Source organism: Bacillus sp. TH17 (assembly GCF_016651125.1).
Lineage (GTDB): Bacteria > Bacillota > Bacilli > Bacillales > Bacillaceae_G > Bacillus_A > Bacillus_A mycoides.
The window spans coordinates 3890562-3916069 of the sequence record NZ_JAEKEN010000001.1 but is presented as its reverse complement, the minus strand read 5'-3'; the positions used below and the strand labels follow the sequence as shown (position 1 = coordinate 3916069).

Annotated in this window: 22 protein-coding genes and 1 other annotated feature (1 of these 23 only partly in view); of the genes, 19 read left to right on the top strand and 3 right to left on the bottom strand. The window is 38.2% G+C overall.

Annotated features, from left to right (window positions below; translation table 11 throughout):
* Positions 1 to 160 precede the first annotated feature (160 nt).
* The 4 genes from JFT95_RS20015 to JFT95_RS20000 all read left to right on the top strand — a co-directional run bounded on the left by JFT95_RS20015 (position 161) and on the right by JFT95_RS20000 (position 4820).
* Complete coding sequence (locus tag JFT95_RS20015) at positions 161 to 358, top strand: hypothetical protein (protein WP_242487614.1); 198 nt, start codon at positions 161 to 163, stop codon at positions 356 to 358.
* Between the two features lie 56 nt (positions 359 to 414).
* A complete protein-coding gene (locus JFT95_RS20010; RefSeq protein WP_201053047.1) occupies positions 415 to 567 on the top strand; it encodes a hypothetical protein in 153 nt (50 codons plus the stop codon).
* A 189-nt stretch (positions 568 to 756) separates the two neighbouring features.
* Positions 757 to 4143, top strand: a complete 3387-nt coding sequence (locus JFT95_RS20005; RefSeq protein WP_201053045.1) for a phage tail tape measure protein — start codon at positions 757 to 759, stop codon at positions 4141 to 4143.
* Between the two features lie 137 nt (positions 4144 to 4280).
* Positions 4281 to 4820 (top strand): CopG family transcriptional regulator, encoded by a 540-nt coding sequence (locus JFT95_RS20000; protein ID WP_098345225.1) that lies wholly within the window; start codon positions 4281 to 4283, stop codon positions 4818 to 4820.
* A gap of 372 nt (positions 4821 to 5192) precedes the next feature.
* Here JFT95_RS20000 and JFT95_RS19995 read toward each other — a convergent pair whose 3' ends face one another.
* On the bottom strand, positions 5193 to 5807 hold the full coding sequence (locus tag JFT95_RS19995; RefSeq protein WP_000473869.1) for a PH domain-containing protein: 615 nt from the start codon (positions 5805 to 5807) through the stop codon (positions 5193 to 5195).
* Between the two features lie 315 nt (positions 5808 to 6122).
* Here JFT95_RS19995 and JFT95_RS19990 point away from each other — a divergent pair, with 315 nt between their 5' ends.
* The 7 genes from JFT95_RS19990 to yihA all read left to right on the top strand — a co-directional run bounded on the left by JFT95_RS19990 (position 6123) and on the right by yihA (position 15566).
* The gene (locus JFT95_RS19990; protein ID WP_001983650.1) at positions 6123 to 6371 is read left to right on the top strand and encodes a hypothetical protein; all 249 of its coding nucleotides are present in this window, start codon (positions 6123 to 6125) and stop codon (positions 6369 to 6371) included.
* Between the two features lie 198 nt (positions 6372 to 6569).
* Positions 6570 to 7568 carry a hypothetical protein gene (locus JFT95_RS19985; RefSeq protein ID WP_201053043.1) on the top strand — a complete coding sequence of 333 codons (999 nt, stop codon included), beginning with the start codon at positions 6570 to 6572 and terminating at the stop codon, positions 7566 to 7568.
* Positions 7569 to 7878: 310 nt separating this feature from the next.
* Entirely contained in the window at positions 7879 to 9156 is a 1278-nt protein-coding gene (gene tig, locus JFT95_RS19980; RefSeq protein ID WP_201053041.1) for a trigger factor, read from the top strand.
* A gap of 264 nt (positions 9157 to 9420) precedes the next feature.
* A complete protein-coding gene (clpX, locus tag JFT95_RS19975; RefSeq protein ID WP_000472285.1) occupies positions 9421 to 10680 on the top strand; it encodes an ATP-dependent protease ATP-binding subunit ClpX in 1260 nt (419 codons plus the stop codon).
* A gap of 106 nt (positions 10681 to 10786) precedes the next feature.
* Positions 10787 to 12457, top strand: coding sequence for an ATP-dependent protease LonB (gene lonB, locus JFT95_RS19970; RefSeq protein WP_002015346.1), 1671 nt, complete (start codon positions 10787 to 10789; stop codon positions 12455 to 12457).
* A gap of 185 nt (positions 12458 to 12642) precedes the next feature.
* A complete protein-coding gene (lon, locus tag JFT95_RS19965) occupies positions 12643 to 14973 on the top strand; it encodes an endopeptidase La (protein ID WP_201053040.1) in 2331 nt (776 codons plus the stop codon).
* On the top strand, positions 14970 to 15566 hold the full coding sequence (gene yihA, locus JFT95_RS19960; RefSeq protein WP_002088829.1) for a ribosome biogenesis GTP-binding protein YihA/YsxC: 597 nt from the start codon (positions 14970 to 14972) through the stop codon (positions 15564 to 15566). Before lon ends, yihA begins: the two co-directional genes overlap by 4 nt.
* A 34-nt stretch (positions 15567 to 15600) precedes the next feature.
* On the opposite strand, the gene JFT95_RS19955 is transcribed toward yihA, so the two are convergent.
* Together JFT95_RS19955 and JFT95_RS19950 are read right to left on the bottom strand one after the other, a co-directional pair.
* On the bottom strand, positions 15601 to 16017 hold the full coding sequence (locus tag JFT95_RS19955; RefSeq protein ID WP_002015349.1) for an organic hydroperoxide resistance protein: 417 nt from the start codon (positions 16015 to 16017) through the stop codon (positions 15601 to 15603).
* A gap of 2 nt (positions 16018 to 16019) precedes the next feature.
* Positions 16020 to 16472: a MarR family winged helix-turn-helix transcriptional regulator gene (locus JFT95_RS19950; RefSeq protein ID WP_002034199.1), complete on the bottom strand. Its 453-nt coding sequence runs from the start codon at positions 16470 to 16472 to the stop codon at positions 16020 to 16022.
* A 417-nt stretch (positions 16473 to 16889) separates the two neighbouring features.
* On the opposite strand from JFT95_RS19950, the gene hemA reads away from it, so the two are divergent.
* The 8 genes from hemA to ysxE all read left to right on the top strand — a co-directional run bounded on the left by hemA (position 16890) and on the right by ysxE (position 25258).
* On the top strand, positions 16890 to 18221 hold the full coding sequence (hemA, locus tag JFT95_RS19945) for a glutamyl-tRNA reductase (RefSeq protein WP_201053038.1): 1332 nt from the start codon (positions 16890 to 16892) through the stop codon (positions 18219 to 18221).
* A 17-nt stretch (positions 18222 to 18238) separates the two neighbouring features.
* A complete protein-coding gene (locus JFT95_RS19940) occupies positions 18239 to 19072 on the top strand; it encodes a cytochrome c biogenesis protein (protein ID WP_002015354.1) in 834 nt (277 codons plus the stop codon).
* A 17-nt stretch (positions 19073 to 19089) separates the two neighbouring features.
* Positions 19090 to 20019 carry a hydroxymethylbilane synthase gene (gene hemC, locus JFT95_RS19935; RefSeq protein WP_201053036.1) on the top strand — a complete coding sequence of 310 codons (930 nt, stop codon included), beginning with the start codon at positions 19090 to 19092 and terminating at the stop codon, positions 20017 to 20019.
* Between the two features lie 2 nt (positions 20020 to 20021).
* Complete coding sequence (gene hemD / locus JFT95_RS19930) at positions 20022 to 20774, top strand: uroporphyrinogen-III synthase (RefSeq protein WP_201053034.1); 753 nt, start codon at positions 20022 to 20024, stop codon at positions 20772 to 20774.
* Between the two features lie 20 nt (positions 20775 to 20794).
* Positions 20795 to 21784 (top strand): porphobilinogen synthase, encoded by a 990-nt coding sequence (gene hemB, locus JFT95_RS19925; RefSeq protein ID WP_201053032.1) that lies wholly within the window; start codon positions 20795 to 20797, stop codon positions 21782 to 21784.
* Positions 21784 to 23073, top strand: a complete 1290-nt coding sequence (gene hemL / locus JFT95_RS19920) for a glutamate-1-semialdehyde 2,1-aminomutase (protein ID WP_088293440.1) — start codon at positions 21784 to 21786, stop codon at positions 23071 to 23073. The genes hemB and hemL overlap by 1 nt, the downstream gene beginning before the upstream one ends.
* Positions 23074 to 23152: 79 nt before the next feature.
* The gene (gene spoVID / locus JFT95_RS19915; protein ID WP_002015360.1) at positions 23153 to 24160 is read left to right on the top strand and encodes a stage VI sporulation protein D; all 1008 of its coding nucleotides are present in this window, start codon (positions 23153 to 23155) and stop codon (positions 24158 to 24160) included.
* A gap of 72 nt (positions 24161 to 24232) precedes the next feature.
* On the top strand, positions 24233 to 25258 hold the full coding sequence (ysxE, locus tag JFT95_RS19910) for a spore coat protein YsxE (protein ID WP_012261764.1): 1026 nt from the start codon (positions 24233 to 24235) through the stop codon (positions 25256 to 25258).
* Positions 25259 to 25392: 134 nt separating this feature from the next.
* Positions 25393 to 25508: a binding site (T-box leader), on the top strand; it runs 116 nt beyond the window's last position.

Below are 25508 nucleotides of genomic sequence, written 5' to 3'. Positions count from 1 at the left end.
GCTAGTGACTTAACGCGTAGAATTAGAGGGGAGAAGGGCTATTACTCCCTAGGCAGGATAACAGATGGGCGCGATATTATATATCCTTCTGACAAAGAGTTAGAACTAGCACGAGTACAGAGACGTGTACCAACTAGATTACTAAAAGGAGATGAATAATATGAACTCAATGAATCTAAATGAAATGAGAGCAGATATTCTTAATAAGTTACGAAATGGTGTGGAATTAACACAAGGAGACATGACAAGCGCAAGCCGTGTTGCATCAAGTAGTGGGCATATTAACGATAAGGTTACATATGTAACGGTTAAACATACGTTACAGTCTCAATTAAAGAAAGTAGGTTCGGAACAATGATAGGGAAGGTAAAACCTTCCTTCTCATCTATTAAACCATATTAGGAGGATTCAATTATGAAAACAATTATTGAAATTGAAGTTAAAAAAGGTAAGCAAATTAATTACAAAAATATTCAAAGAGTAATGTGTGGTCTACATGAAAGGCATGGTCAAGATATTACCGTTAAGTTTGAAGAGGACGGAACATACACAGCCGAGAAGAACTAATTGAGAGACATATCACAACAAGATATATATTATTTAATTAGAGAAAGGAATGAAAAGAATAAAGGGTAAGAGAAAGACATCGAATCTATTCAATTAATGGGAACTATTAATATATGTGAACAACAGAAGCGAGGGGAGTTAATCCTGTCGCCTTTTTGTTGTATTCAAACAACGAGGGGGAATTGAATAATGTCAGCAAGTGCAGGTGAAGTCAGGGCAAGACTCGTCCTAGATAACGCTCAATTCCGTGCAGGTGTACAGCAGTCACGTGCGGATATGCAAGGACTCGATAGAGGTTCTCAAAGTACATCGAAAAGTATGTCATCACTAGGTAAAGCGTCAGCTGTCGCAGGTTTAGCGATGGTCGGCGCTATTGGCGCATCTGTTCAGTCGGCTATGAACTTCGAACAATCAATGGCGAAGGTTAAGGCGATATCGGGTGCGACAGATACTGAGTTTGCACAGTTAACGAAGACGGCGAAGGACTTAGGGGCGTCGACGCAGTTCAGTGCATCACAGGCAGCGGAAGGGCTTTCCTTCCTATCTATGGCGGGATTCAAGGCGCAGGACAGTATAGACGCATTACCAGCCGTTTTAAACTTAGCGGCGGTCGGTGGTATGGACTTAGGTAAGAGTGCCGATATCGCATCGAATATCATGACAGGGTTCGGATTATCTGCGAAGGATACCGACAAAGCTGTCGATATTTTAGCGAAAACGATGACGACTGCAAATACCGATTTAGACATGTTGGGAATGGGTATGAAGTACGTTGCACCAGTAGCGAGTGCGTTAGGCTGGGGAATGGAAGATACGGCAACAGCAATCGCAAAAATGTCCGATGCAGGTATTCAGGGTTCGCAAGCAGGTACGTCGTTACGTGCGATGTTACTATCGTTAGCAAATCCTACAGGACAAACATCGAAAGCCTTCGAGAAATTAGGTATTTCCGTTACAGATGCGAACGGACAATTCAAGCCATTACCTGAACTAATCGGACACATCAGCGGAAAGATGGAAGGCATGACAGATGCGCAGAAAACCGTAACCGCTGCCCAGTTAGTAGGAACGGAAGCATCCGCAGGTTTCCTTGCATTAATCAGTCAAGGACAGGGCTCGTTACAGAAATACAAGAACGAACTAGAACTGTCGGGCGGAACAGCCGAACGAGTAGCGAAAATCCAGCAAGAAACACTCAACGGTGCATGGACGCAAACTAAATCGGCAATGGAGGGCGTAGCAATCGCAATTGGTGAATCGTTACTTCCTGCGTTCACTAGCTTCGCCAATGGTGCGACAAGTATGGTCGGCATCTTAGGGAAACTAGACCCCCAATTAGTCGGATTCGGATTGACTGCTGGTGCGGTTACCGCTGGTACTGCGTTACTTGCCGTCGGAATCGTGAAAGTAGTTAATGCAATGAAAACACTAGCTATGGCTATCGTAACGAACCCAGCTACGGCATGGATTGCGGGTGTTTCGTTAGCTGTCGGTGTACTTACATCTGCAATGATGCACGGTAAGAGCGAAGCGGAACAGTACAAGGCGGTCAGCATGGATACATATAGGGAAATCGGTGAGCAAGCACGTACAGTCGATGACTTAGCAAATCAATTCGAGACGATGCAGAAAAAAATCAACCTAAGTAATGACGAGTTACTTCGCTATCGTGACGTAATGAAAGAGGTAGAGAGAGTCGAGAATCCTGAAAAGAAAAAAGCGCTAGTTGATGAAATGGATAGACTCGCTAAAGCGTCAGGTGTATCGCATGAGGAATTGAAAAAGTTCTTAGGCGTCAACGACGAAATGATTGCGAAAGCACCTGCCACGGCGCAAGCATACAGCAAAAACGGCGAAGCCATCGCATTAAGTGCGGACGCAGCGAAAGAGTTGGTTTCTGCTCTTAAAGAGAAACAGAAACTCGAATTAGACCAGCAGTTAAATCAGTCGTACAAGAACCAAGCAAAAGACCTGAAGGACTACGCGCAAAATGTCAAGGAAGGAAACGAGAAAATCGCCAATCGTAAGAATCTCGTTAAAGACGTAGAAACGCAACAGAAGAAAGTAAATGAACTAGAAGCAAAGTACAACGAAGCGGTTGATAAAGGACAAAAAGGTAAAGCGCACATGCTCAAGAAGGAGTTGTCTCATGAAGAAGCGATCTTGGGCAAGAAGAAGGAAAAGATAGATGCGAATGAACTCGCAATCTCCCAACACCGTACCGAGATTCAATCGATTGTAGACAAACGAAAAGAAGCGGAAAACATCGTACGTACTCGTGTAGCTGAAGCGATGCAAGCAACGAAAATCTCGTATGAAGTCGGAAAGGAAGTCGAAGCAATCGATAAGGCTCTCGAAGGTCATAACAAAACGATTGCATCTTACGAGAAGAAGCAAGCCAATCAGCAGAAGATTACCGAGAAACAACAGGAAGAGTACGATAATGCGGTAAAGAATAAGGGCGTGTTAGAAGAGACGAAGAACTCTATCGGAGAGTTGCGAGAGAAGCATGCGAAGAATACCGAAGAGTACGATAAGCAACTCGAAAAGGCTGGGAAGTTGAACGAGAAGACGAAAGAGCCTGTCGATAAGAAGGTGAATCTCGAAACTGACGAAGCTAAGTCGAAGAACAAAGAAGTCGAAGGTGAAATCGAAAAGCAGAAAGACAAAAAGATGGGAGTGGACGATAAGCAAGCGCAAGACGGTATCAAGAAAACCGAGAAAGATATCGAGAATAAAAAGGATAAGAAAATGGGCGTTGATAAGAAGGATGCTGAGAAAGGCATTAAAGATATCGACATGAAAGCAACCGCCGAAAAGATTAAGAAAATCTTCGGTAACACGACAGCAGCGAAGTTACTTATCGACCTTCTAGATAAGCAAGCAACGGCAGAGAAGACGAAGAAAGTCAAGGCGGACAAGTCACAAGCTGACTCGGCAATTGCGGATACTGACCGCAAAGCCCTAGCGGAGAAAGTCAAGAAGATTCTCGGTGATGGCAAGATGGCGGATGCCGTTATCAAAGTACTCGATGCACATGCGGAGAAGAAAAAGACAAAGCCGATAGATGCTGATACGTCGAGCGCCGATTCGAAGCATGAGACATTAATGGGCAAAATCGTGAAAACAGCAACGAAGCGAATCTCGCTGGAATGGCTCGGCGATCTTAATCCGTTAAAGTACTTCCATTCAGGCGGAACGGTTGGTGCATCGCCTTCGAATAGGTCTACACGTCCGAAGTATCACAATGGCGGAAATCCTCGTGGACTAGTCGGAAAGGGTGCGAAGTTCGATGAAGTAGATGCGAGGTTACTGAAGAACGAGATGGTACTTACGCAAGCGCAACAGGCGAATCTATTCAACTTCATTCGTACTGCGAATCGACCTTCGACAATGGGCGCAGTAGCGCCGAATAAAGGTGGAGGACAGGTCGGAAATACTATGATGACTGTAAACGTCAATGTCGCAGAAATGAATGTACGTGACGACCAAGACTTACCGAAGTTGGCGAAAGAAATCAGTCAAGAGATGGCTAGAATGGAACGACAAAAATCAAGAGCGAGGGGGCAATGGTAAACGGGATATGCGAGAGGGCTTAACGGCTCTCTCTTTTATTTTAAAATTTTAATTATGTAAATGTGCATTTATATTTATTTCGCAAATTGCGAAACATTATAATAGAAAGAGAGGGCTTAAAAGGGGGAAAAACAACTATGAGTGTAAAAGATTTATTACAGATGTTAAAAGAAAGTCGGGTAATGATAGTAGCAAAACAGGTCGGGATAAGTCACAAGAAGTTATCAAAAGCATTGAAGGCAGCTGGTTACGAATATAACCGTGGTTTAGGTTGGCATTTTACGTCTACAGGCGAACCGCCTTTGGAAGCGGATATCGGAGAGTTTATAGTAGATGCAAATGATTTAAAGGCGGAAGCCACAAGTAACACCCTTACGAAAAAAGAAGTCAATGCACTACGAAAGGTAATTAACGAATGGGGTGCGACTAAAAACGCGGTTAATCAAATCGCTCAACAGAAAGAAAAGGATTTAGCGCAGAATAAGACAAATCTGATTCATTCGTTGTATACGCATATTGGAGAAAGTGGTGCGAGGGAGAAAGCGAGTAGAACCGTTAATCTTGACAAGAAGATATGCGTGAAATTAGATGGATTTGAAGATAAGCATCGCTTAAACCGAGATGAGATTGTTGAAATTGCGCTGTATGAGTTTTTTGAGAAATATAAGGCACAATAATTACGAGAGGGGACGTGGGTTTTGTTATCTACGTCTTTTTTTCGGCTATAATTGCGGAAAGGTACGCCGAGATTGCGGTTTTAAGGTGATTATCTTTTCTTCCGTGGATATAGTATCATCTAAATGCATCAGAATTGTCCATAGGGAATCGATAGAATAAAGGGGCTTTTGACGTTGACGTAGAACGGCTCTATAGCGTATAATATTAATTAACAAAAACGGTCAGTTGACCGCACAAATGAACGTTCAGCAAGCGATGAAAGAATCGTTTATATATCGTAGGTAATTGACGGGTCGGGAGTTCGAATCTCTCCTGGGACGCTAAAAAAACCTTGTTATCTTTTGATAACAAGGTTTTTTGTTTGTTTTAAATTAGTTATTAATAAATTTTTCAAAGACAAAACCGTAATCTTTCACGTTATATTGCTTTTTCGTATCAACGAGCCAGTTAAAGGCGATCTCGTTCATCTCTTTAAACTGTTCTGCTAAATTTACTTGTGCATTTGAAATACGGCTGAAAGCGTTAGATGCCATATCTAAACTTTTATGTGCATACTGCAATGTAATGTCGTTGTCGTATGAAATTTCTTCGATTTTAAGAAGAGCCTTATATAAATCTTTTAATTCTTCAATATGTTTTTTATGAACATCAATTGAGTAATGCTCATCTCCCATTTGAAATTTAATTTCTACATCTAAATCAATCGTTCCTGCAGTTTCAAGTGCTACGTTTTTAATTTGATATTTACTATAGCTAAAGCGGCGTAATGTACGTTTTTTGCTTGTGGCACTTGTACCATCTAGGTGAATTAATCCTTTGTTTGTAAAGCAATATTCATCCGATTTTGATTTAATAAGAAAGTAAATTTTCTCCCCATCTTCATGCATCACGTAATCATCAGCATCAACCTTATCATAATCTTTTGGTGTAATGACAGAACCTACATCGCTTAATCCTAAAACATCAGCAGCCATTTTTTTGAACATATATAATCCCCCTTGTAAATTAAATTCTTAATTGTACAAAAATATATTAACATGATTTTAAACTTATTTTTGAAATCTTACAACTCTGTAAGGTAAGTGTAAGGAAGTTCGATGGTAACAAATTACTAATCTTATATAATGAAGATAACAACGATAAATGAGGAGGAAGAGATGATGAAAGGATTAATCGTAACGGGTTTAACAGTAGCTTTTGGGTTTGTGGCGTATGAAAAGTTAACATATGTAATTGATGTTGTAAAACATTTAGTAGCGTAGAAAAAACTGCCATGAGAGGGAAAGGGAATGAGTGAATGAATGGAATGGTTATTTGGAATTATAGGTACTTGTAGTGTAGTTTTATTGTTCTTTGTCCCGAGTGGTATACTTAGTTCGACAACGAGTTTGTTCTTTTTAAGTTTGTTTGCTTGTACGATGCTTATTATTATGTTTTTAATGAAGCGAAGTAAACCAATCTTCTATTTTAGCATGATTGTTATGGCAATTATTGTTCTCCAAATTATTACCCTTGTTATATACCCCACAATTATAAAAGCTTTCCATTAATGATGAACCCTCTGCCGTCTGTTGCTGAGGGTTTTTGTTTGTGAAAAATGAATTTTATTTAGAAGTTTGTTGTTTTTTTATTAAGAAAATAGAATATTCCTATATTTCAAATAAATAATTTTGGAATGTTGTGTTCTCATTACGCATTTGATATATTTACTTTGAAGATCATTAAAATCTAGAAAAAGAGGCGGACGTATGGATAAAAAAGAAAATACGGTCGTATTGTTTCCGCAACTATCAGAACGCTATATTGATAAAGGTTTTTTAGCGTTGAAAGAGCGGGAATTCGAAGATGCATTGCGCTGCTTTGAAATATTACGTCAGTATAATGCAGAAACGGAACAAACAGAATTAGCTTCCGTTATTTGTTTGCTAGAATTAAAACGTATGGAAGAAGCGAAAGAAAAATGTGAGCAGTTACTTGAAACAGGAGCTGTATTATTTGGTGATATTCTTGAAACGTATGTAACTATTTTAGTTCAAACAAATGATTATGAAGGTGTCATTGAAACTGTTGAGGAAGTTTTGCAAACGAAAGATATAATTCCTGAGCAAAAGGAAAAATTGGCGCAGCTTGCTTTGTTTGCACAAGGGATGCTGAATGAAGAAGATACACCGCTAGTGGATTCGAATTTTGAATTAGAAAAATTTACCGATGGGCTTTTTGGAGAAAACTTTGGTCAAAAGCTAAGAGTGATCCAGAAACTTTCGTTAAAAGACCTGGATCTCGCACTTCCTACTTTAAAGAAATTTTTAATAGACGAAGATCAGCACCCTTATTTAAAAACTTCTATTTTGTATAAAATGGTAGAAAATCAAATAGAAGAAGAGATAGAAGTAGAGAAGTTTGGAAATACGATAAAGGTGATTCCAGCATTTACAGGTCATAATGAGGAGCAATCCGATAAAATTATACATAAATTCTCAAACCGATTAGAGCAAAATTATCCAGATATATTTATTACGATGGTTACATACTGGAAAGAATTACAAATTAGCATTTTTCCGTTCCCTCTATTAATGGATAAAGTAGAAATTTGGGCTGCTGTCTTAGAGAGAATTGGAAGAAAGCGTTTCGGATTGGCTATTGATGAAGAAGAACTTATGACAGCATACAATATTGAGTTTGAGGAATTTCATATTGCCTATCAATGGTTACTGCGTATTGAAAGAGAAGGGTATTTGCCCGTATAATTATGAAAAAGAATCGTTCAGTTATTGAAACGAGCACATTCTATGTTATAATGTAAGGGTTGCAAAAGGCAGAAATCTGCCTGTTTGTAAGAGAAGAGGAGTATAATTCTCTTACTTAATATGTTTCATATTAGTCTCGAACAAAATATACCGTAGTTGTCTTTTAGACAATTAGTAGATTGGAACATTGTATCTGAAAGCTTTTTGCTAGAGGGTTATTTGTACATTTGTTATTTCAAGAAAGAGATAATAAAAATTTTGATCTATAGAGGTATGTGCATACATTATTATAGTTGGAGGGAAAGAATAAATGTCTACAAAATGGGAAAAATTAGAAGGTAACATTGGCGTTTTAACAATCGAAGTTGATGCTAAAGAAGTAAATAACTCTATCGACGCTGCATTCAAAAAAGTAGTAAAAACAATTAATGTACCAGGTTTCCGTAAAGGAAAAATGCCTCGTCCATTATTCGAACAACGCTTTGGTATTGAATCTTTATACCAAGATGCTTTAGATATCATCTTACCAAAAGCATACGGTGAAGCAATCGATGAAGCTGGTATCTTCCCAGTTGCTCATCCTGAGATTGACATCGAGAAATTCGAAAAAGGCCAAAACTTAATTTTCACTGCAAAAGTTACTGTAAAACCTGAAGTTAAATTAGGTGATTACAAAGGTTTAGCAGTAGAAAAAGTTGAAACAACTGTAACTGACGAGGATGTAGAGAACGAAGTAAAAGCTTTACAAGAGCGTCAAGCTGAACTAGTTGTTAAAGAAGAAGGAACTGCTGCAGATGGTGATACAGCTGTAATCGACTTCGAAGGTTTCGTTGATGGCGAAGCATTTGAAGGCGGAAAAGGCGAAAACTATTCTCTTGCAATCGGTTCTGGTACTTTCATCCCAGGTTTCGAAGAGCAAGTAATTGGTCTTAAATCTGGTGATTCTAAAGAAGTTGAAGTATCATTCCCAGAAGAGTACCATGCTGCTGAATTAGCTGGTAAACCAGCAACATTCAAAGTAACAATTCACGAAATCAAAACAAAAGAACTTCCTGAGTTAAACGACGAGTTCGCTAAAGATGCTGACGAAGAAGTTGCAACTCTTGATGAATTAAAAACAAAACTTCGTACAAACTTAGAAGAAGGCAAAAAGCACGAAGCTGAGCACAAAGTACGTGACGAAGTAGTAGAATTAGCTGCTGCTAACGCTGAAATCGACATTCCAGAAGCTATGATCGACACTGAGTTAGATCGTATGGTTCGTGAATTCGAGCAACGTTTAAGCCAACAAGGTATGAACCTTGAGCTTTACTACCAATTCACAGGTACTGACGCTGACAAATTAAAAGAGCAAATGAAAGAGGATGCACAAAAACGTGTAAGAATCAATCTTGTTCTTGAAGCTATCATTGAAGCTGAAAACATCGAAGTTACTGAAGAAGAAGTAACTGCAGAAGTTGAAAAAATGGCTGAAATGTACGGTATGCCAGTAGACGCTATCAAGCAAGCTCTTGGAAGCGTAGACGCTTTATCTGAAGATCTTAAAGTGCGTAAAGCTGTAGACTTCTTAGTAGACAACGCTGCATAATAAAATAACAAGGCGCGATTTTAATCGTGCCTTGTTTTATAAATATAGAAATATATTTATAAAACTTTTCGATGAAGAAGGAAAAGTGCCTTTGTAAGTCGAATATACATATTTCAAAAGTTTTAAAATTTTTTTATTTGTACATAACTAGTCATATTATTTGTATTTCTCGCTACGTAGTGACATAATATGTATTTACATACGATACATTTATCGTGTACATACGAAGGCAAGAGGTTAGCACTTTGTAAGGGGTGTGAAAATATGTTTAAATTTAATGATGAAAAAGGTCAATTAAAATGTTCTTTCTGTGGTAAAACACAAACGCAAGTTCGAAAGTTAGTTGCAGGTCCAGGTGTTTACATTTGTGACGAGTGTATCGAGCTTTGTACTGAAATTGTACAAGAGGAGCTTGCGAAGGACGAAGAAGTAGAATTCAAAGATGTACCGAAACCGGTAGAAATTCGTGAAATCTTAGATGAGTATGTCATCGGACAAGATAACGCGAAAAAAGCACTAGCGGTAGCGGTATATAACCATTACAAACGCATTAATTCTAACAGCAAAATTGATGATGTAGAATTAGCGAAGAGTAATATTTCACTTATTGGGCCAACTGGTAGTGGTAAAACATTATTGGCACAAACATTAGCGCGTATTTTAAATGTTCCATTTGCAATCGCGGACGCAACATCTTTAACAGAAGCTGGATACGTTGGGGAAGATGTAGAAAACATCTTACTAAAACTAATTCAAGCGGCTGATTACGATGTAGAAAAAGCGGAAAAAGGAATTATTTATATTGATGAGATTGATAAAGTGGCACGTAAGTCCGAAAATCCATCAATTACACGTGATGTATCTGGTGAAGGTGTACAGCAGGCACTTCTGAAAATTTTAGAAGGTACTGTAGCGAGCGTTCCACCTCAAGGTGGTCGTAAGCACCCGCATCAAGAGTTTATTCAAATTGATACAACGAACATCCTATTCATTTGTGGTGGAGCGTTTGATGGCATCGAGCCTATTATTAAACGTCGCCTTGGTGAGAAAGTAATTGGATTTGGTGCTGAGAAGAAAAATGCTGATGTAAATGAGAAGCATGTTTTATCTCACGTTTTACCAGAGGATCTTTTAAGATTCGGTTTAATTCCGGAGTTTATCGGTCGTCTTCCAGTTATTGCGAACCTAGAGCCGCTTGATGAAGATGCTCTTGTAGATATTTTAACTAAACCGAAAAATGCACTTGTTAAGCAATTCCAAAAATTATTGGAGCTTGACGATGTTGAGTTAGAGTTTGAAGAAGGTGCACTAGTTGAGATTGCGAAAAAAGCAATTGAACGTAAAACAGGTGCTCGTGGACTTCGTTCTATTATTGAAGGCTTGATGCTTGATGTAATGTTCGAACTTCCATCTCGCAAAGATATCGAGAAGTGTATTCTTACGAAAGAAACAGTAGCTGATAATGAACCGCCGAAATTGGTGTTACAAGACGGTACTGTACTTGATACAAAAACATCTGCATAATGCGAAGAAGAAACAGCAATTTTTATAATTGCTGTTTTTCTTTATGTTTAGCACTATTCCTCCCAGGAAATACTAAAAGGTAAAACATAGCGGGAGGAAATGAATTATGAGCTGGACAAATATATTTTTACTTGTTCAACTTGTTTTTGGAGTAATTGTCGGATTGTATTTTTGGCATTTACTTCGAAATCAGCGAACACAAAAAGTTTCAATTGATCGAGAATCGAAAAAAGAATTAGAGCAGCTTCGTAAAATGCGTGAGGTTTCTTTAACAGAGCCGCTTGCGGAAAAGGTACGTCCTACATCCTTTATAGACATTGTAGGGCAAGAAGACGGGATTAAGTCGTTAAAAGCGGCTCTTTGTGGTCCTAATCCGCAACATGTGATCATATACGGTCCGCCAGGTGTCGGAAAGACAGCGGCAGCACGCCTTGTATTAGAAGAAGCGAAACGAAATCCGAAATCTCCATTTCGTACAAATGCAACATTTATCGAACTTGATGCGACGACAGCTAGGTTTGATGAGCGTGGTATTGCGGATCCATTAATTGGTTCAGTGCATGATCCTATTTATCAAGGAGCAGGTGCAATGGGACAAGCGGGTATCCCGCAACCGAAAAAAGGGGCTGTAACAGATGCGCATGGTGGTATTTTGTTCATTGATGAGATTGGTGAATTACATCCAATTCAAATGAATAAAATGCTAAAAGTGTTAGAAGATCGGAAAGTGTTTTTGGAAAGTGCGTATTATAGTGAAGAAAATTCGATGATTCCAACGTATATACATGATATTTTTCAAAAAGGTTTACCTGCAGATTTTCGCTTAGTTGGTGCAACGACACGTTCACCAGAGGAAATTCCTCCTGCAATTAGGTCGCGTTGTTTAGAAGTGTTCTTCCGTGAGTTAGATACAGAAGAAATTCAAAAAGTAGCGAAAAATGCAGCTGACAAAGTGGAGATGCAAGTAGGTGAGAACGGTATCGAAATGATTGGAATGTATGCAAGAAATGGGCGAGAAGCAATTAATCTCGTGCAAATTTCTGCTGGTATGGCGATAAATGAAGAACGACCTTTCATTAAAGATGAAGATATTGAGTGGGTTGTTCATTCTAGTCAGCTTACACCAAAGTACGAAAAACGTATTTATCCAATTCCGAGAATCGGTCTTGTGAACGGGCTTGCTGTATATGGGCCGAATACAGGTGCGTTATTAGAAATTGAGGTAACAGCTATACCTGCGAAAGATAAAGGATCAGTAAATGTCACTGGAATTGTAGAAGAGGAAAGTATTGGAAATCAAACGAAATCAATCCGCCGTAAAAGTATGGCGAAAGGTTCTGTTGATAATGTGTTAACAGTACTTCGTTCTCTAGATGTGTTGCCAGAAGGGTATGATATACATATTAATTTTCCTGGTGGTATCCCGATTGATGGTCCTTCAGCAGGTATTGCTATGGCAACAGGTGTCTATTCAGCAGTGCATCGTACGTATGTGAATAATGAAGTAGCGATGACAGGTGAGATAAGTATCCACGGAGAAGTGAAGCCTATTGGTGGTGTGTACGCAAAAATAAAAGCTGCGAAAAAAGCGGGAGCTAAGAAAGTCATCATTCCGGCTGAAAACATGCAACCATTTTTGTATACAATAAAGGGAATTGAGATCATTCCTGTTCGCAAATTAAAAGAAGTATTTGAATTAACATTTATGCAGGAAAATGTGCATCGTGAGCTTGATGCACATAATGATTTGGGCGAAACAGATGCACAATCAATGTGAGAATATACAATAATAAAAATTTGCCAGACTTCGTTTAAGTTTGTATGCTTAAGCGGAGTCTTTTTTCTTTTCGTGAGGCACAAAAAAACAGGGGATTAACAATTGCGAAGAATCTCTGCAATTGCATCTAGATGTATTGTAATATAAAATAGTTGAACAGGAGTTTAATTTATTATGGAGGTGCTATGTCTAGTATGAATACGAATGAAAGAATTGTGCCCCTCCTACCATTAAGAGGCATTCTCGTATATCCAACGATGGTTCTGCATCTTGATGTAGGACGTGATAAATCGATACAAGCACTAGAGCAGGCGGCAATGGATGAAAATATCATCTTTTTAGCAATGCAAAAAGAAATGAATATCGACGATCCGAAAGAAGATGACATATATAGTGTAGGTACAGTGGCGAAAGTGAAGCAAATGTTAAAATTGCCTAACGGTACGCTTCGTGTCCTTGTAGAAGGTTTACATAGAGCAGAAGTAGTAGAGTTTATCGAAGAAGAAAATATAGTGCAAGTTTCTATTAGAACAGTAACTGAAGAAGTAGAAGATGATTTGGAAGAGAAGGCTCTTATGCGTACGTTACTGGAGCATTTCGAACAATATATTAAAGTTTCGAAAAAAGTTTCAAATGAAACATTTGCAACGGTGGCTGATGTAGAAGAACCGGGAAGACTAGCTGATTTAATTGCTTCTCACTTACCGATTAAAACGAAGCAGAAACAAGAGATTTTAGAGATTGTATCTGTGAAAGAGCGACTACATACACTTATTTCAATTATTCAAGATGAACAAGAGTTACTTAGCCTAGAAAAGAAAATTGGACAAAAAGTGAAACGTTCAATGGAGCGCACGCAAAAAGAATATTTCTTACGTGAGCAAATGAAGGCGATTCAAACTGAACTTGGTGATAAAGAAGGCAAGGGCGGGGAAGTTGAAGAACTTCGTGAGAAAATTGAACAGTCGGGAATGCCTGAAGAAACAATGAAGGCTGCAATGAAAGAATTAGATCGTTATGAAAAATTACCTGTAAGTTCTGCTGAGAGTGGTGTCATTCATAATTATATTGATTGGCTATTAGCTCTCCCATGGACAACAGCAACAGAGGATATGATTGACCTCACTCATTCGGAAGAAATTTTAAATAAAGATCATTACGGTCTTGAAAAAGTGAAAGAGCGAGTACTTGAATATTTAGCTGTACAGAAGTTAACGAATTCATTAAAAGGGCCAATTCTTTGTCTAGTAGGACCTCCTGGGGTTGGGAAAACTTCGTTAGCACGTTCTATTGCAACATCGTTAAACCGTAATTTTGTACGTGTTTCTCTTGGTGGTGTGCGTGATGAATCTGAAATTCGTGGTCACCGTCGTACATATGTAGGAGCGATGCCAGGACGTATCATTCAAGGTATGAAAAAGGCGAAAACAGTTAATCCAGTCTTCTTATTAGATGAGATTGATAAAATGTCTAACGATTTCAGGGGAGACCCATCAGCGGCGTTACTTGAAGTGTTAGATCCAGAACAAAACCATAATTTCAGTGATCATTACATTGAAGAGCCATATGATTTATCGAAAGTTATGTTCGTTGCAACTGCTAATACACTTGCAAGTGTTCCGGGCCCATTGCTTGACCGTATGGAAATCATTTCAATTGCTGGTTATACAGAACTTGAAAAGGTGCACATTGCTCGTGAGCATTTATTGCCGAAACAATTAAAAGAGCACGGTTTGCGAAAAGGTAATTTGCAAGTACGTGATGAAGCGCTTCTTGAAATTATTCGTTATTATACACGCGAGGCTGGTGTTCGTACGTTAGAGCGTCAAATTGCAAAAGTTTGCCGTAAAGCAGCAAAAATTATCGTTACAGCAGAACGCAAGCGCATTGTTGTAACAGAGAAAAATATTGTTGATTTACTTGGTAAGCATATATTCCGTTATGGTCAAGCTGAAAAAACAGACCAAGTTGGTATGGCAACAGGTTTAGCTTACACAGCAGCGGGCGGCGATACACTTGCAATTGAAGTGTCTGTAGCGCCAGGAAAAGGGAAATTAATTTTAACAGGGAAACTTGGGGATGTTATGAAAGAATCCGCACAAGCCGCGTTTAGCTATATTCGTTCTCGTGCAGAAGAGCTTCATATTGATCCGGATTTCCATGAGAAAAACGATATTCATATTCATGTTCCAGAAGGAGCAGTTCCAAAAGATGGACCGTCAGCAGGTATTACGATGGCAACGGCACTTATTTCTGCACTAACAGGTATTCCTGTAAGTAAAGAAGTTGGTATGACAGGTGAAATTACACTTCGTGGTCGTGTATTACCGATTGGTGGTTTGAAAGAAAAAACATTAAGTGCTCACCGCGCGGGATTAACAAAAATTATTTTACCGGCGGAAAATGAGAAAGATTTAGATGATATTCCAGAGAGCGTAAAAGAAAACCTTACGTTTGTGCTTGCATCTCATTTAGACGAAGTATTGGAGCACGCATTAGTAGGAGTGAAACAATGAAAGTAACAAAAGCAGATATTGTAATTAGTGCCGTTAAACCGGAACAATATCCAGACAGTGATTTACCAGAAATTGCCTTAGCAGGTCGTTCTAATGTCGGGAAGTCTTCCTTTATTAATAAAATTTTAAATCGTAAAAAGTTAGTACGTATTTCTTCTAAACCAGGAAAAACGCAAACGCTGAACTTTTTCTTAATCAATGAAATGATGCATTTTGTTGACGTTCCAGGTTATGGATATGCGAAAGTATCTAAAACAGAGCGCGCGGCATGGGGCAGAATGATTGAAACTTACTTTACAACACGTACGCAATTAGACGCAGCTGTATTAGTAGTTGATTTACGTCACCAACCAACAAAAGATGACATTATGATGTATGATTTCTTAAAGCATTATGAAATCCCAACAATTATTATTGCAACGAAAGCCGATAAAATTCCGAAAGGGAAATGGCAAAAGCATTTAAAAGTTGTAAAAGAAACGCTTGCTGTTGAAATTGGCGATGAAATCGTTCTATTCTCTTCTGAAACAGGACTTGGAAAAGAAGAAGCATGGAAAGCAATTCATAAAATGACAAAAACAAAAAACGCGTGACGAATGTCGCGCGTTTTTTTTATTTACTAAACTTTTAGCGTACGTTTAATGTAACTTCAATATTTCCTCTTGTTGCTTTAGAGTAAGGACATACACCGTGAGCGGCTTCTACAAGTTCTTGTGCTTCGGCATGAGAAACACCAGCAACATGTACGTCAAGTACAGCAGATAGTCCGAAACCACCATCTGTATCTTTACCGATAGAAACGTGTGCAGTCACTTCTGTACTTTCCACCTTCATACGTTTTGTACGAATTACAAGTTGTAATGCACTATCAAAGCAAGCTGCATAACCAGCTGCAAATAATTGTTCTGGATTTGTTGCTTCTCCGCCTGCGCCACCTAGTGCTTTTGGCATTTTTACATCAAGATTTAATATGCCATCATCTGAAACTACCTTACCGTTTCTTCCACCTGTTGCTGTTACTGAAGCAGTATATAATTTATCCATGTTTATTCCCCTTTTCTGTCATTAATTTTTTTCATTGTTTCAATTAATGTGTTTAATTGGATTAATAAAGAATGATATTCTTGCTCTGTAATGCCTAAATTTGTAGCCATCGTTGTTGGTAATGAACAAGCTATTTCTTTTAAATCTTTACCTTGTTTTGTTAATTCAATACAAACTTTTCGCTCGTCTTCTTTTGAACGAACACGTTGTACAAGTTTTAATGATTCCATACGTTTTAACATAGGCGTTAAAGTACCAGAATCTAAAAATAGACGTTCTCCAATTTCTTTTACTGTTAGTCCGTCTTGTTCCCAGAGTACGAGTAAAGTAATGTACTGGGGATACGTAATGCCCATTTCTTCTAAATAGGGGCGGTAAAAACGGGTAACCTCTCTAGAACAAGCGTAAATAGAAAAACAAAGTTGGTTATCTAGATGCAAAGGATTTTCTTTCATAGGCAACTCCTTGTATTTTTAAATTGTGCGCAATTTAATTTTGTAAAACCAATATAACGAAAAAGAAATACAATGTCAAATGCATTGCATCGAGAAAGTGAGTACTATATTTTGGAACAATCATACATATTTTCCTTCATGATGAAAGAAGATAGAAAAGATGATGTTATAATTAATATGGAATAGTTTCCATCACTTGATTATGAGGACTTTTTTTGGTAACGTACAAATAGAGTTGTTATTTTATAATTATTATAAAGTAGAAAGTTCTTTATTAATCTTACTGAAGCTCCTTTATTACATATGGAGAATAAATAAAAAATAATCAGTTGTTCACACGATTGTCAGATTCATAAGAGGAAAGTTGTATTATGATAGTAGATAAAGTGATAAAACGGGTGAAGGGGGACATGCTGCGTGCATATTCTTGTTGTTAGTGTAAATTATCGAACAGCCCCTGTAGAATTTCGTGAGAAACTCACATTTCAGGCAGCAGAGCTAGAGCAAGCAATGACTATATTACAAAACCAAAAGAGCGTGCTAGAAAATGTCATTGTATCAACTTGTAATCGCACTGAGATTTACGCTGTTGTCGATCAATTACACACGGGACGGTATTACATTAAGAAGTTTTTAGCTGATTGGTTTCAGCTTGAAATAGGAGAAGTCGCACCATACTTGTCTATTTTTGAACAAGATGGCGCAATAGATCATTTATTCCGCGTAACGTGCGGTTTGGATTCTATGGTTGTTGGAGAGACGCAAATTTTAGGTCAAATAAAAGATAGCTTTTTAGAAGCACAACAAGTAAAAGCGACAGGTACAATTTTTAATGAGTTGTTTAAGCAAGTGGTTACGTTAGCGAAACGTGCGCACTCAGAAACAACGATTGGTGAAAGTGCGATGTCTGTTAGTTATGCTGCTGTTGAGCTCGGAAAGAAAATATTTGGCGATTTAACAGATTGTCATGTACTTATTCTTGGTGCGGGTAAGATGGGTGAACTTGCACTGCAAAACTTATACGGAAGTGGAGCTCGTAAAGTAACGGTTATGAATAGGACGCTTACGAAAGCGGAAGTGATGGCTGAGAAATATATGGGACATGCAAAGCCTTTAAGTGAATTGCAATGTGCATTATTAGAAGCGGATATTTTAATTAGTTCAACGGGTGCATCAGAATATGTCATTACGAAAGAAATGATGACAAAAGTAGAGAGAATGCGCTCTGGTCGTCCGTTATTTATGGTTGATATTGCAGTACCACGTGATATTGATCCGGCGATTGATGAATTAGAAGGCTCTTTCTTATATGATATCGACGATCTGCAAGGTGTAGTTGAAGCAAACCGTGCTGAACGTTTAAAAGAAGCAGAGAAAATTCAATTTATGATTGAAGAAGAAATGGTTTTATTTAAAACGTGGTTAAGTACGCTTGGTGTTGTACCGTTAATATCAGCTCTTCGTGATAAAGCGCTAGCAATTCAAAGTGATACGATGGAAAGTCTTGAGCGAAAAATACCAAACCTTAGTGATCGTGAGAAAAAAGTAATTAGTAAACATACGAAAAGTATTATTAACCAATTGTTAAAAGACCCAATTTTAGTAGCTAAAGAATTAGCTGTTGAAGAGGGAGCTGGCGAAAAATTAGCTTTATTTGCGAAGATTTTTGATTTAGAAGTGGAAGAAGCGGGAAATACGGAAGAAGTAGAACATAAAAGAGCGTGGACACCATCCGTTCCATCTTTATAACTTGGAAGGATGATCGGATGAGTTTTTTAAATAACAGTATTATTTATCATATTGCAATTATTTTATATGCTTGTAGCATTAGTTTATATTTTATAGATTATTTCCAAAGTAACCGAAAGGCGAACCGCTTTGCTTTTTGGTTACTTTCGATTGTATGGGTTCTGCAGTCTATTTTTATGTTGCTTAGGGCTACAGATTCAGAAACGAATCCTATTTTAACTTTATTATCAGGGATTTATTTTTATGTTTGGTTATTGATTACGATGTCATTAGTCATTAATCGATTTATGCGTATTGACTTTTTAGTCTTTTTTACAAATGTTGTAGCATTTGGCGTAAGCGCTTTTTCTATTTTTACACCGCTCGGGAAGATGTCGCCAGTACTTGCAGAGCAATTAGTTTCAGAACTTGTATACGTGCATGTCGGTATGGCGATCATTTCTTATGCAACGTTTACTGTATCGTTTATTTTTTCTATTATGTATTTATTGCAATACCGACTATTAAAAAAGAAAAAGTGGAATGCGAGATTAAGAAGATTAGGAAATTTGCCGAAGCTTGAATCTATGTCTTACGGATTAAATTTATTTTCTGTTCCGTTTTTCTTATTAGCAATTATATTAGGATGCATATGGGGATATACAAAATTGGATAATTTCCATTGGTATGATACGAAAGTAATTGGGTCTTTTGTCGTTCTATTTGTATATTGCGTGGGCTTATATTTACGAGCAGCAGATGTGTTGCAAGGTAAGAAAATTGTGCAGTGGAATATCGGGGCATTTCTCGTAATGCTAGTTAACATTTTTCTATTAAGCAGTTTATCTAATTTCCACTTTTGGTATTTATAATGAGGAGAGAGAGAATTATGCGCAAAATTATTGTAGGTTCACGAAAGAGTAAACTAGCATTAACACAAACTAATTGGTTTATTGATCAATTAAAAGCGCTTGGTTTACCATATGAATTTGAAGTGAAAGAAATCGTCACAAAAGGTGATGTTATTTTAGATGTTACTCTTTCAAAAGTAGGCGGAAAAGGTTTATTTGTAAAGGAAATTGAACATGCGTTACTTACGAAAGAAATTGATATGGCTGTACATAGTATGAAAGATATGCCCGCTGTACTTCCAGATGGATTAACGATTGGTTGTACGCCAAAGCGCGTTGACCCTCGTGATGCTTTTATTTCTAAAAACGGAGAATCGTTTAAAGACTTAGCAGAAGGCGCGTTCTTAGGAACGAGTAGTTTGAGACGTAGTGCACAACTACTAGCTGCGAGACCAGATTTACAAGTAAAATGGATTCGCGGGAATATCGATACACGCTTACGTAAGTTAAAAGATGAAGATTACGATGCAATTATTTTAGCGACAGCCGGATTACAGAGAATGGGCTGGGACGGAGAAGTTATTACAGAACATTTAGATGAAACGTTATGTGTACCAGCCGTAGGACAAGGTGCATTAGCGATTGAATGTCGTGAGGATGATACGGATTTACTTCAGTTGTTAGCACATATTAATGATGCAGTAACAGAAAGAACAGTGGCTGCTGAACGAGTATTTCTTCATAAACTTGAAGGTGGATGCCAAGTTCCAATCGCTGGATATGCAACTCTTAAAGAAAATGATGCAATCGAATTAACAGCGCTTGTCGGTTCTATGGACGGTTCTGTTTTATTGAAAGAGATAGTAATAGGTAATGATCCGAAGCAAGTTGGATTAGAGGCTGCGGACCGTTTAATTAAACAAGGAGCAAAAGAGCTCATCCTTGCTGCAAATAAGGAGCAACAATAAATATGAACGCTCTCGCTGGCAAAACAGTATTGATTACACGTGCCCAGCACCAAGCGAAACAAATGAGTGTAGCAGTGAAAGAAAGGAGCGGAATTCCATTGGAAATTCCGCTTTTGCGTATGGAAGGTACGTCTCATAGGCAAATTCAACATATAGCAGGGCAGCTACATTCGTATGACTGGGTTATTTTCACGAGTAAAAATGGTGTAGCTTTTTTTCTAGATAGTTTGAGAAAGAAGCTCCCCGGACCGATTAAAATTGCTGCAGTAGGCGTGAAAACAAAGTTAGAGTTAGAAAAGCGAGGCTATCAAGTAGAGTTTGTTCCCACTGCATTTGTTGCAGAAACATTTGCCGAAGAGTTTCTAAAAGAATTAAGTGGAAACGAGCGTATTTTATTTCCGAAAGGGAATTTAGCAAGAGATGTAATCCCGGTTAAACTTAGGGAGTTTGGTGTTTTTCTAGATGAGTTAATTGTATATGGTACGAAGGTGAATGTAGAGAAAAAACAAGAACTTATAACAGCATTGAAATTAGGGGAAGTAAATATTATTACATTTACGAGCCCTTCAACTGTTGATAGTTTTGTTCGTTTACTTGAGGGTACAAACTGGAGAGAATGGATGAAAAAATGTACAATTGCTTGTATAGGGCCTATTACGGAAAAAGAGGCGAACCTCTATTTTCCACATGTTATTGTGCCAAAAGAGTACACTGTAGAAGCATTACTACAATGCATTTGTGAATCTATAAAATAAAAGAATGGGGATAGAAATCTATGAATTCTTTACAATTTAATCGTCATCGTCGTTTAAGACAAAGCGGGGGCATGCGTGCGCTTGTACGTGAAACATTTTTACATACAGAAGATTTTATTTACCCTATTTTTGTATTAGAAGGAGAAAATACTCGTAATGAAGTTCCTTCTATGCCAGGCGTATATCAAATGTCTTTAGATTTATTGCAAGCTGAAATGCAAGAGGTCGTTGATTTAGGCATTCGTTCTGCTATTGTATTTGGTTTACCTGCTGAAAAGGACGAAGTTGGATCATCGGCATATTGTGAGCATGGAATTGTACAGCGTGCAATTAAGCAAATTAAAGATGAGTTCCCAGAGCTAGTAGTAGTTGCAGATACATGTTTATGTCAATTCACAAGCCATGGTCATTGCGGTGTTATTGAAGATGGCGTTATTTTAAATGATGAGTCTCTTGCAGCTCTTGCAAAAACAGCTGTAAGTCAAGCGAAAGCAGGGGCAGACATTATTGCACCATCTAACATGATGGACGGATTTGTAACAGCAATTCGCCATGCATTAGATGAAAATGGTTTCGCGCACGTACCAGTTATGTCGTACGCTGTGAAATATTCATCAGCATTTTACGGACCGTTCCGTGATGCAGCACACGGTGCACCGCAGTTTGGTGACCGTAAAACATATCAAATGGACCCAGCGAACCGTATGGAAGCATTCCGTGAAGCAGAATCAGATGTAATGGAAGGGGCCGACTTCTTAATTGTAAAGCCAGCTCTTTCTTATCTAGATATCGTTCGTGATGTGAAAAATAACTTTAACTTACCAGTCGTTGCTTATAACGTAAGTGGTGAATATTCGATGATTAAAGCAGCAGCACAAAATGGTTGGATTAATGAAAAAGAAGTTGTACTTGAGAAATTAATTAGCATGAAACGCGCAGGAGCAGACTTGATTATTACGTATCATGCAAAAGATGCAGCAAGATGGTTACAAGAAGGAGGCGCTAAATAATGAAAAAATTTGATAAGTCGATTGCGGCGTTTGAAGAGGCTCAAAATTTAATGCCTGGAGGCGTAAACAGCCCTGTTCGTGCTTTTAAGTCTGTTGGTATGAATCCGCTGTTTATGGAGCGCGGAAAAGGCTCTAAAGTATATGATATCGATGGGAATGAATACATCGATTACGTATTATCGTGGGGACCTTTAATTCATGGTCATGCGAATGATCGTGTTGTTGAGGCTTTAAAAGCTGTTGCTGAAAAAGGAACAAGCTTTGGTGCACCAACAGAAATTGAAAATAAATTAGCGCAGCTTGTTATCGAGCGTGTACCATCAATTGAGATTGTGCGTATGGTTAACTCTGGAACAGAGGCGACAATGAGTGCACTACGTTTAGCTCGTGGTTACACTGGACGTAACAAAATTTTGAAATTCATTGGTTGTTATCACGGTCATGGTGATTCTTTATTGATTAAAGCAGGTTCGGGTGTAGCAACGCTAGGTTTACCAGATAGCCCTGGTGTACCAGAAGGTGTAGCGAAAAATACGATTACAGTAGCGTATAACGATTTAGAAAGTGTAAAATATGCTTTCGAACAATTCGGTGATGACATCGCTTGTATAATTGTAGAACCAGTGGCAGGGAATATGGGCGTTGTTCCCCCGCAACCAGGGTTTTTAGAAGGACTTCGTGAAGTGACAGAGCAAAACGGTGCACTACTTATTTTTGATGAAGTAATGACAGGATTCCGTGTTGCTTATAATTGTGGACAAGGTTACTACGGTGTAACTCCTGACTTAACTTGTTTAGGTAAAGTAATCGGTGGTGGCTTGCCGGTAGGAGCATACGGTGGGAAGGCAGAGATTATGCGTCAAGTTGCACCAAGCGGACCGATTTACCAAGCTGGAACATTATCGGGTAATCCACTTGCAATGACAGCAGGTTATGAAACGTTAGTGCAGTTAACGCCAGAATCATATGTGGAATTTGAGCGTAAAGCAGAAATGTTAGAGGCTGGACTACGTAAGGCAGCTGAAAAGCATAATATCCCGCATCACATTAATCGTGCAGGTTCTATGATTGGTATTTTCTTTACAGATGAGCACGTTATTAATTATGATGCAGCAAAATCTTCAAACTTAGAATTCTTTGCAGCTTACTATCGTGAAATGGTAGAACAAGGTGTATTTTTACCACCTTCTCAATTTGAAGGTTTATTCTTATCGACAGCACATAGTGATGCAGATATTGAGGCGACAATTGCGGCGGCCGAAATTGCAATGTCAAAATTAAAAGCATAATTTCTTAGAGAAAATCGCTTTCCATTAGGGGAGCGATTTTTTTTATTCATAAAGTAGCCTTAGGGAACATAAATCTGTAATGACATATAGTTTGGGAGGGGGAAAAGAAGTGGCAACAGATCATTCATTACGATTTTCATTAAAAGAATCTGTTTGGTTCCAGAAGGGACAGGAAGTCGAAGAACTTTTGTCAATTTCGTTAGATCCAGACGTTGAGATAGAGGAGCTCGATCATGAAGTTATCGTGAGGGGGCAATTAGATTTAACGGGAGAGTACGTTGCAAGGCAAGATGATTCAGCTTATTCGTTAAGAGAGCTATCACCAGCAAAGGCAATTGATTATGTAGAAACAAGGGCAGACGGGGTTAATGAGCTTGTCCATTCCTTTCCGCTCGAAATATCAATTCCAAGGAATCGAGTGAAAGTAATTGAAGAATTATATGTATCAATCGAGGAATTTGATTATGAATTAAAGGAAAATGGTTGCTTACAACTATTAGCGGATATATCTATTACAGGTTTATGTGACGAAGAAAGAACCGAGGATGAAGAGGAAGAGACGGTGTATGCCGAGTTGGAAGCTGATTCAGCTGAAGAAGATGAAAGTAGACCTGCACCGCACGAAGAGGTACCAGCCTATAAAGAATCAGATGGATGGGAAGATTATGCATTTGAGCCGTTTCAGTTAGAAGAAAGAAAAGAGCAAGAAATAGAAGAAGAGGAATTAGAAGAACATGAACTTGTGGAGCGTGAAGAGGAGCAAGAAAAGACGCCACAATTTGAATTGTTCGGGCGGAAAAATTTCAAGAAAGAAAAAGCGAAAAAGCAGGAAGAGCCAGAGGAAGAAGCATATTCACAGCGAGATGAAAATGCACTTTATTTAACGAAATTATTTACGAAAGAACCAGAAGAAGAATTTACGAAGTTAAGAATGTACTTCGTACAAGAAGGAGATACAATTGAATCGGTTGCAGAACGTTATGAAACGACTGTACAAAGCTTATATCGTGTAAATCAATCAGAAGATATATATTTAACTACAGGGCAAATTATATATATTCCTGTTTCAAAAGCAACAGTGAAATAAGTGAGTGAGTTTTTTCACTCACCTCTTTTCTTTTCCTAGAAGCTATGTTTTGAATAAGAAAGGGTTATTCGTATGGATATTGAATTACGAAATCGCTATGAACCCATTGTGAGGCAATATAGATTGGACACTCAGCATATGGAAGAGCACGGAAGTGTAATGAAAATTTATACGAATCAAGGTCCGTATGCGTTAAAGAAAATACAAGATAGAAAATTAGAGCGGAATAATTTTTTACACCATATTCAATATTTGAAGGAGAAAGGTTTTTCGAATTATGTACCTATCTATCACACGACGGACGGGAATTATGTTTTAAGTGATGGGGCATATAGCTATTATTTAATGCCTTGGTTAGAACGTGCGGAAGGAAATGGCGAAGATAATGATCAATACCATAAGATGTTTCAAACGCTCGGGACGTTGCATCAAAAAACGGTGAAAGAGGAGACTTATACAGAAGAAGATTTAGAAAAACATTATACAAATATATCCGGCCGTTGGGAAAATGATGGTGAGATATTAGAAGAGTTTCTTGTAGAATCAGAAGCGAAGTGGTATATGTCTCCATTTGAATTACAATATTGTACGTATTATCACCACGTTATGAGAGCACGTGAGTTCGCAACGAAACAATTAAGTGAATGGCATGATGCAATGAAAGAAAAGGAAAAAACACGTACTACTTTCGTTCATGGAAATGTATCGCTTAATCACTTTTTATTTGATTATGAACGAAACGGTTATTTTATTAGTTTAGAAAAGTCTCAGTTTGCTACACCGGTACAGGATATCGTCAGCTTTTATTCAAGGTCCTTGAACACATATCCAATTGCGCGGAGCGACCGCTTTGAATGGTATCAAATGTATCAAAAAAATTTTCCATTTACGAAAGAGGAGCAGCTTCTTATGTTTGCGTATATGACGTACCCGTCGCATTTTATTCGGCAAATTCAGTCGTATACGAAAAGAAGAAAGAGTCGTAATGAAGAAAATGAGCTTCGCGGGGTAAAAATTCTGCAGCAATCGCATTGGCTCATTAGTAATACAGAATATTTCCTTTCGCAATTACAAGCTGCCCAGCAAGGGAACGGATAAAGAAGATAAGTAGGGAGAACCCTGCTTATCTTTTTTTATTAGTTTCATAAAGAGATAAAAGCCGTAGTTTCAAATTTATCTTGACGAATAAGGTTTCGTTTTTTACACTATTGTATATAATAATTAACAATCACATAAATGCATTGAAGGGGAAGAGTATAACATGAAACGTCTTCAGAGAGGGGAACCATTGGCTGGGAGGTTCTCTAGATAGTTATGTTAGAAGGTAGCCCTGGAGCATCTTTTCTGA

Coding starts and splice junctions, on each gene's coding strand:
- tig (WP_201053041.1), top strand. CDS start 7,879: ATGTCTACAAAATGGGAAAAATTAGAAGGTAACATTGGCGTTTTAACA.
- JFT95_RS19955 (WP_002015349.1), bottom strand. CDS start 16,017: ATGGATAAATTATATACTGCTTCAGTAACAGCAACAGGTGGAAGAAAC.
- JFT95_RS20010 (WP_201053047.1), top strand. CDS start 415: ATGAAAACAATTATTGAAATTGAAGTTAAAAAAGGTAAGCAAATTAAT.
- JFT95_RS19940 (WP_002015354.1), top strand. CDS start 18,239: ATGAGTTTTTTAAATAACAGTATTATTTATCATATTGCAATTATTTTA.
- JFT95_RS20015 (WP_242487614.1), top strand. CDS start 161: ATGAACTCAATGAATCTAAATGAAATGAGAGCAGATATTCTTAATAAG.
- JFT95_RS19990 (WP_001983650.1), top strand. CDS start 6,123: ATGGAATGGTTATTTGGAATTATAGGTACTTGTAGTGTAGTTTTATTG.
- hemB (WP_201053032.1), top strand. CDS start 20,795: ATGAATTCTTTACAATTTAATCGTCATCGTCGTTTAAGACAAAGCGGG.
- JFT95_RS19985 (WP_201053043.1), top strand. CDS start 6,570: ATGGATAAAAAAGAAAATACGGTCGTATTGTTTCCGCAACTATCAGAA.
- clpX (WP_000472285.1), top strand. CDS start 9,421: ATGTTTAAATTTAATGATGAAAAAGGTCAATTAAAATGTTCTTTCTGT.
- lon (WP_201053040.1), top strand. CDS start 12,643: ATGTCTAGTATGAATACGAATGAAAGAATTGTGCCCCTCCTACCATTA.
- ysxE (WP_012261764.1), top strand. CDS start 24,233: ATGGATATTGAATTACGAAATCGCTATGAACCCATTGTGAGGCAATAT.
- JFT95_RS20000 (WP_098345225.1), top strand. CDS start 4,281: ATGAGTGTAAAAGATTTATTACAGATGTTAAAAGAAAGTCGGGTAATG.
- JFT95_RS19995 (WP_000473869.1), bottom strand. CDS start 5,807: ATGTTCAAAAAAATGGCTGCTGATGTTTTAGGATTAAGCGATGTAGGT.
- spoVID (WP_002015360.1), top strand. CDS start 23,153: ATGACATATAGTTTGGGAGGGGGAAAAGAAGTGGCAACAGATCATTCA.
- hemC (WP_201053036.1), top strand. CDS start 19,090: ATGCGCAAAATTATTGTAGGTTCACGAAAGAGTAAACTAGCATTAACA.
- hemL (WP_088293440.1), top strand. CDS start 21,784: ATGAAAAAATTTGATAAGTCGATTGCGGCGTTTGAAGAGGCTCAAAAT.
- yihA (WP_002088829.1), top strand. CDS start 14,970: ATGAAAGTAACAAAAGCAGATATTGTAATTAGTGCCGTTAAACCGGAA.
- JFT95_RS20005 (WP_201053045.1), top strand. CDS start 757: ATGTCAGCAAGTGCAGGTGAAGTCAGGGCAAGACTCGTCCTAGATAAC.
- lonB (WP_002015346.1), top strand. CDS start 10,787: ATGAGCTGGACAAATATATTTTTACTTGTTCAACTTGTTTTTGGAGTA.
- JFT95_RS19950 (WP_002034199.1), bottom strand. CDS start 16,472: ATGAAAGAAAATCCTTTGCATCTAGATAACCAACTTTGTTTTTCTATT.
- hemD (WP_201053034.1), top strand. CDS start 20,022: ATGAACGCTCTCGCTGGCAAAACAGTATTGATTACACGTGCCCAGCAC.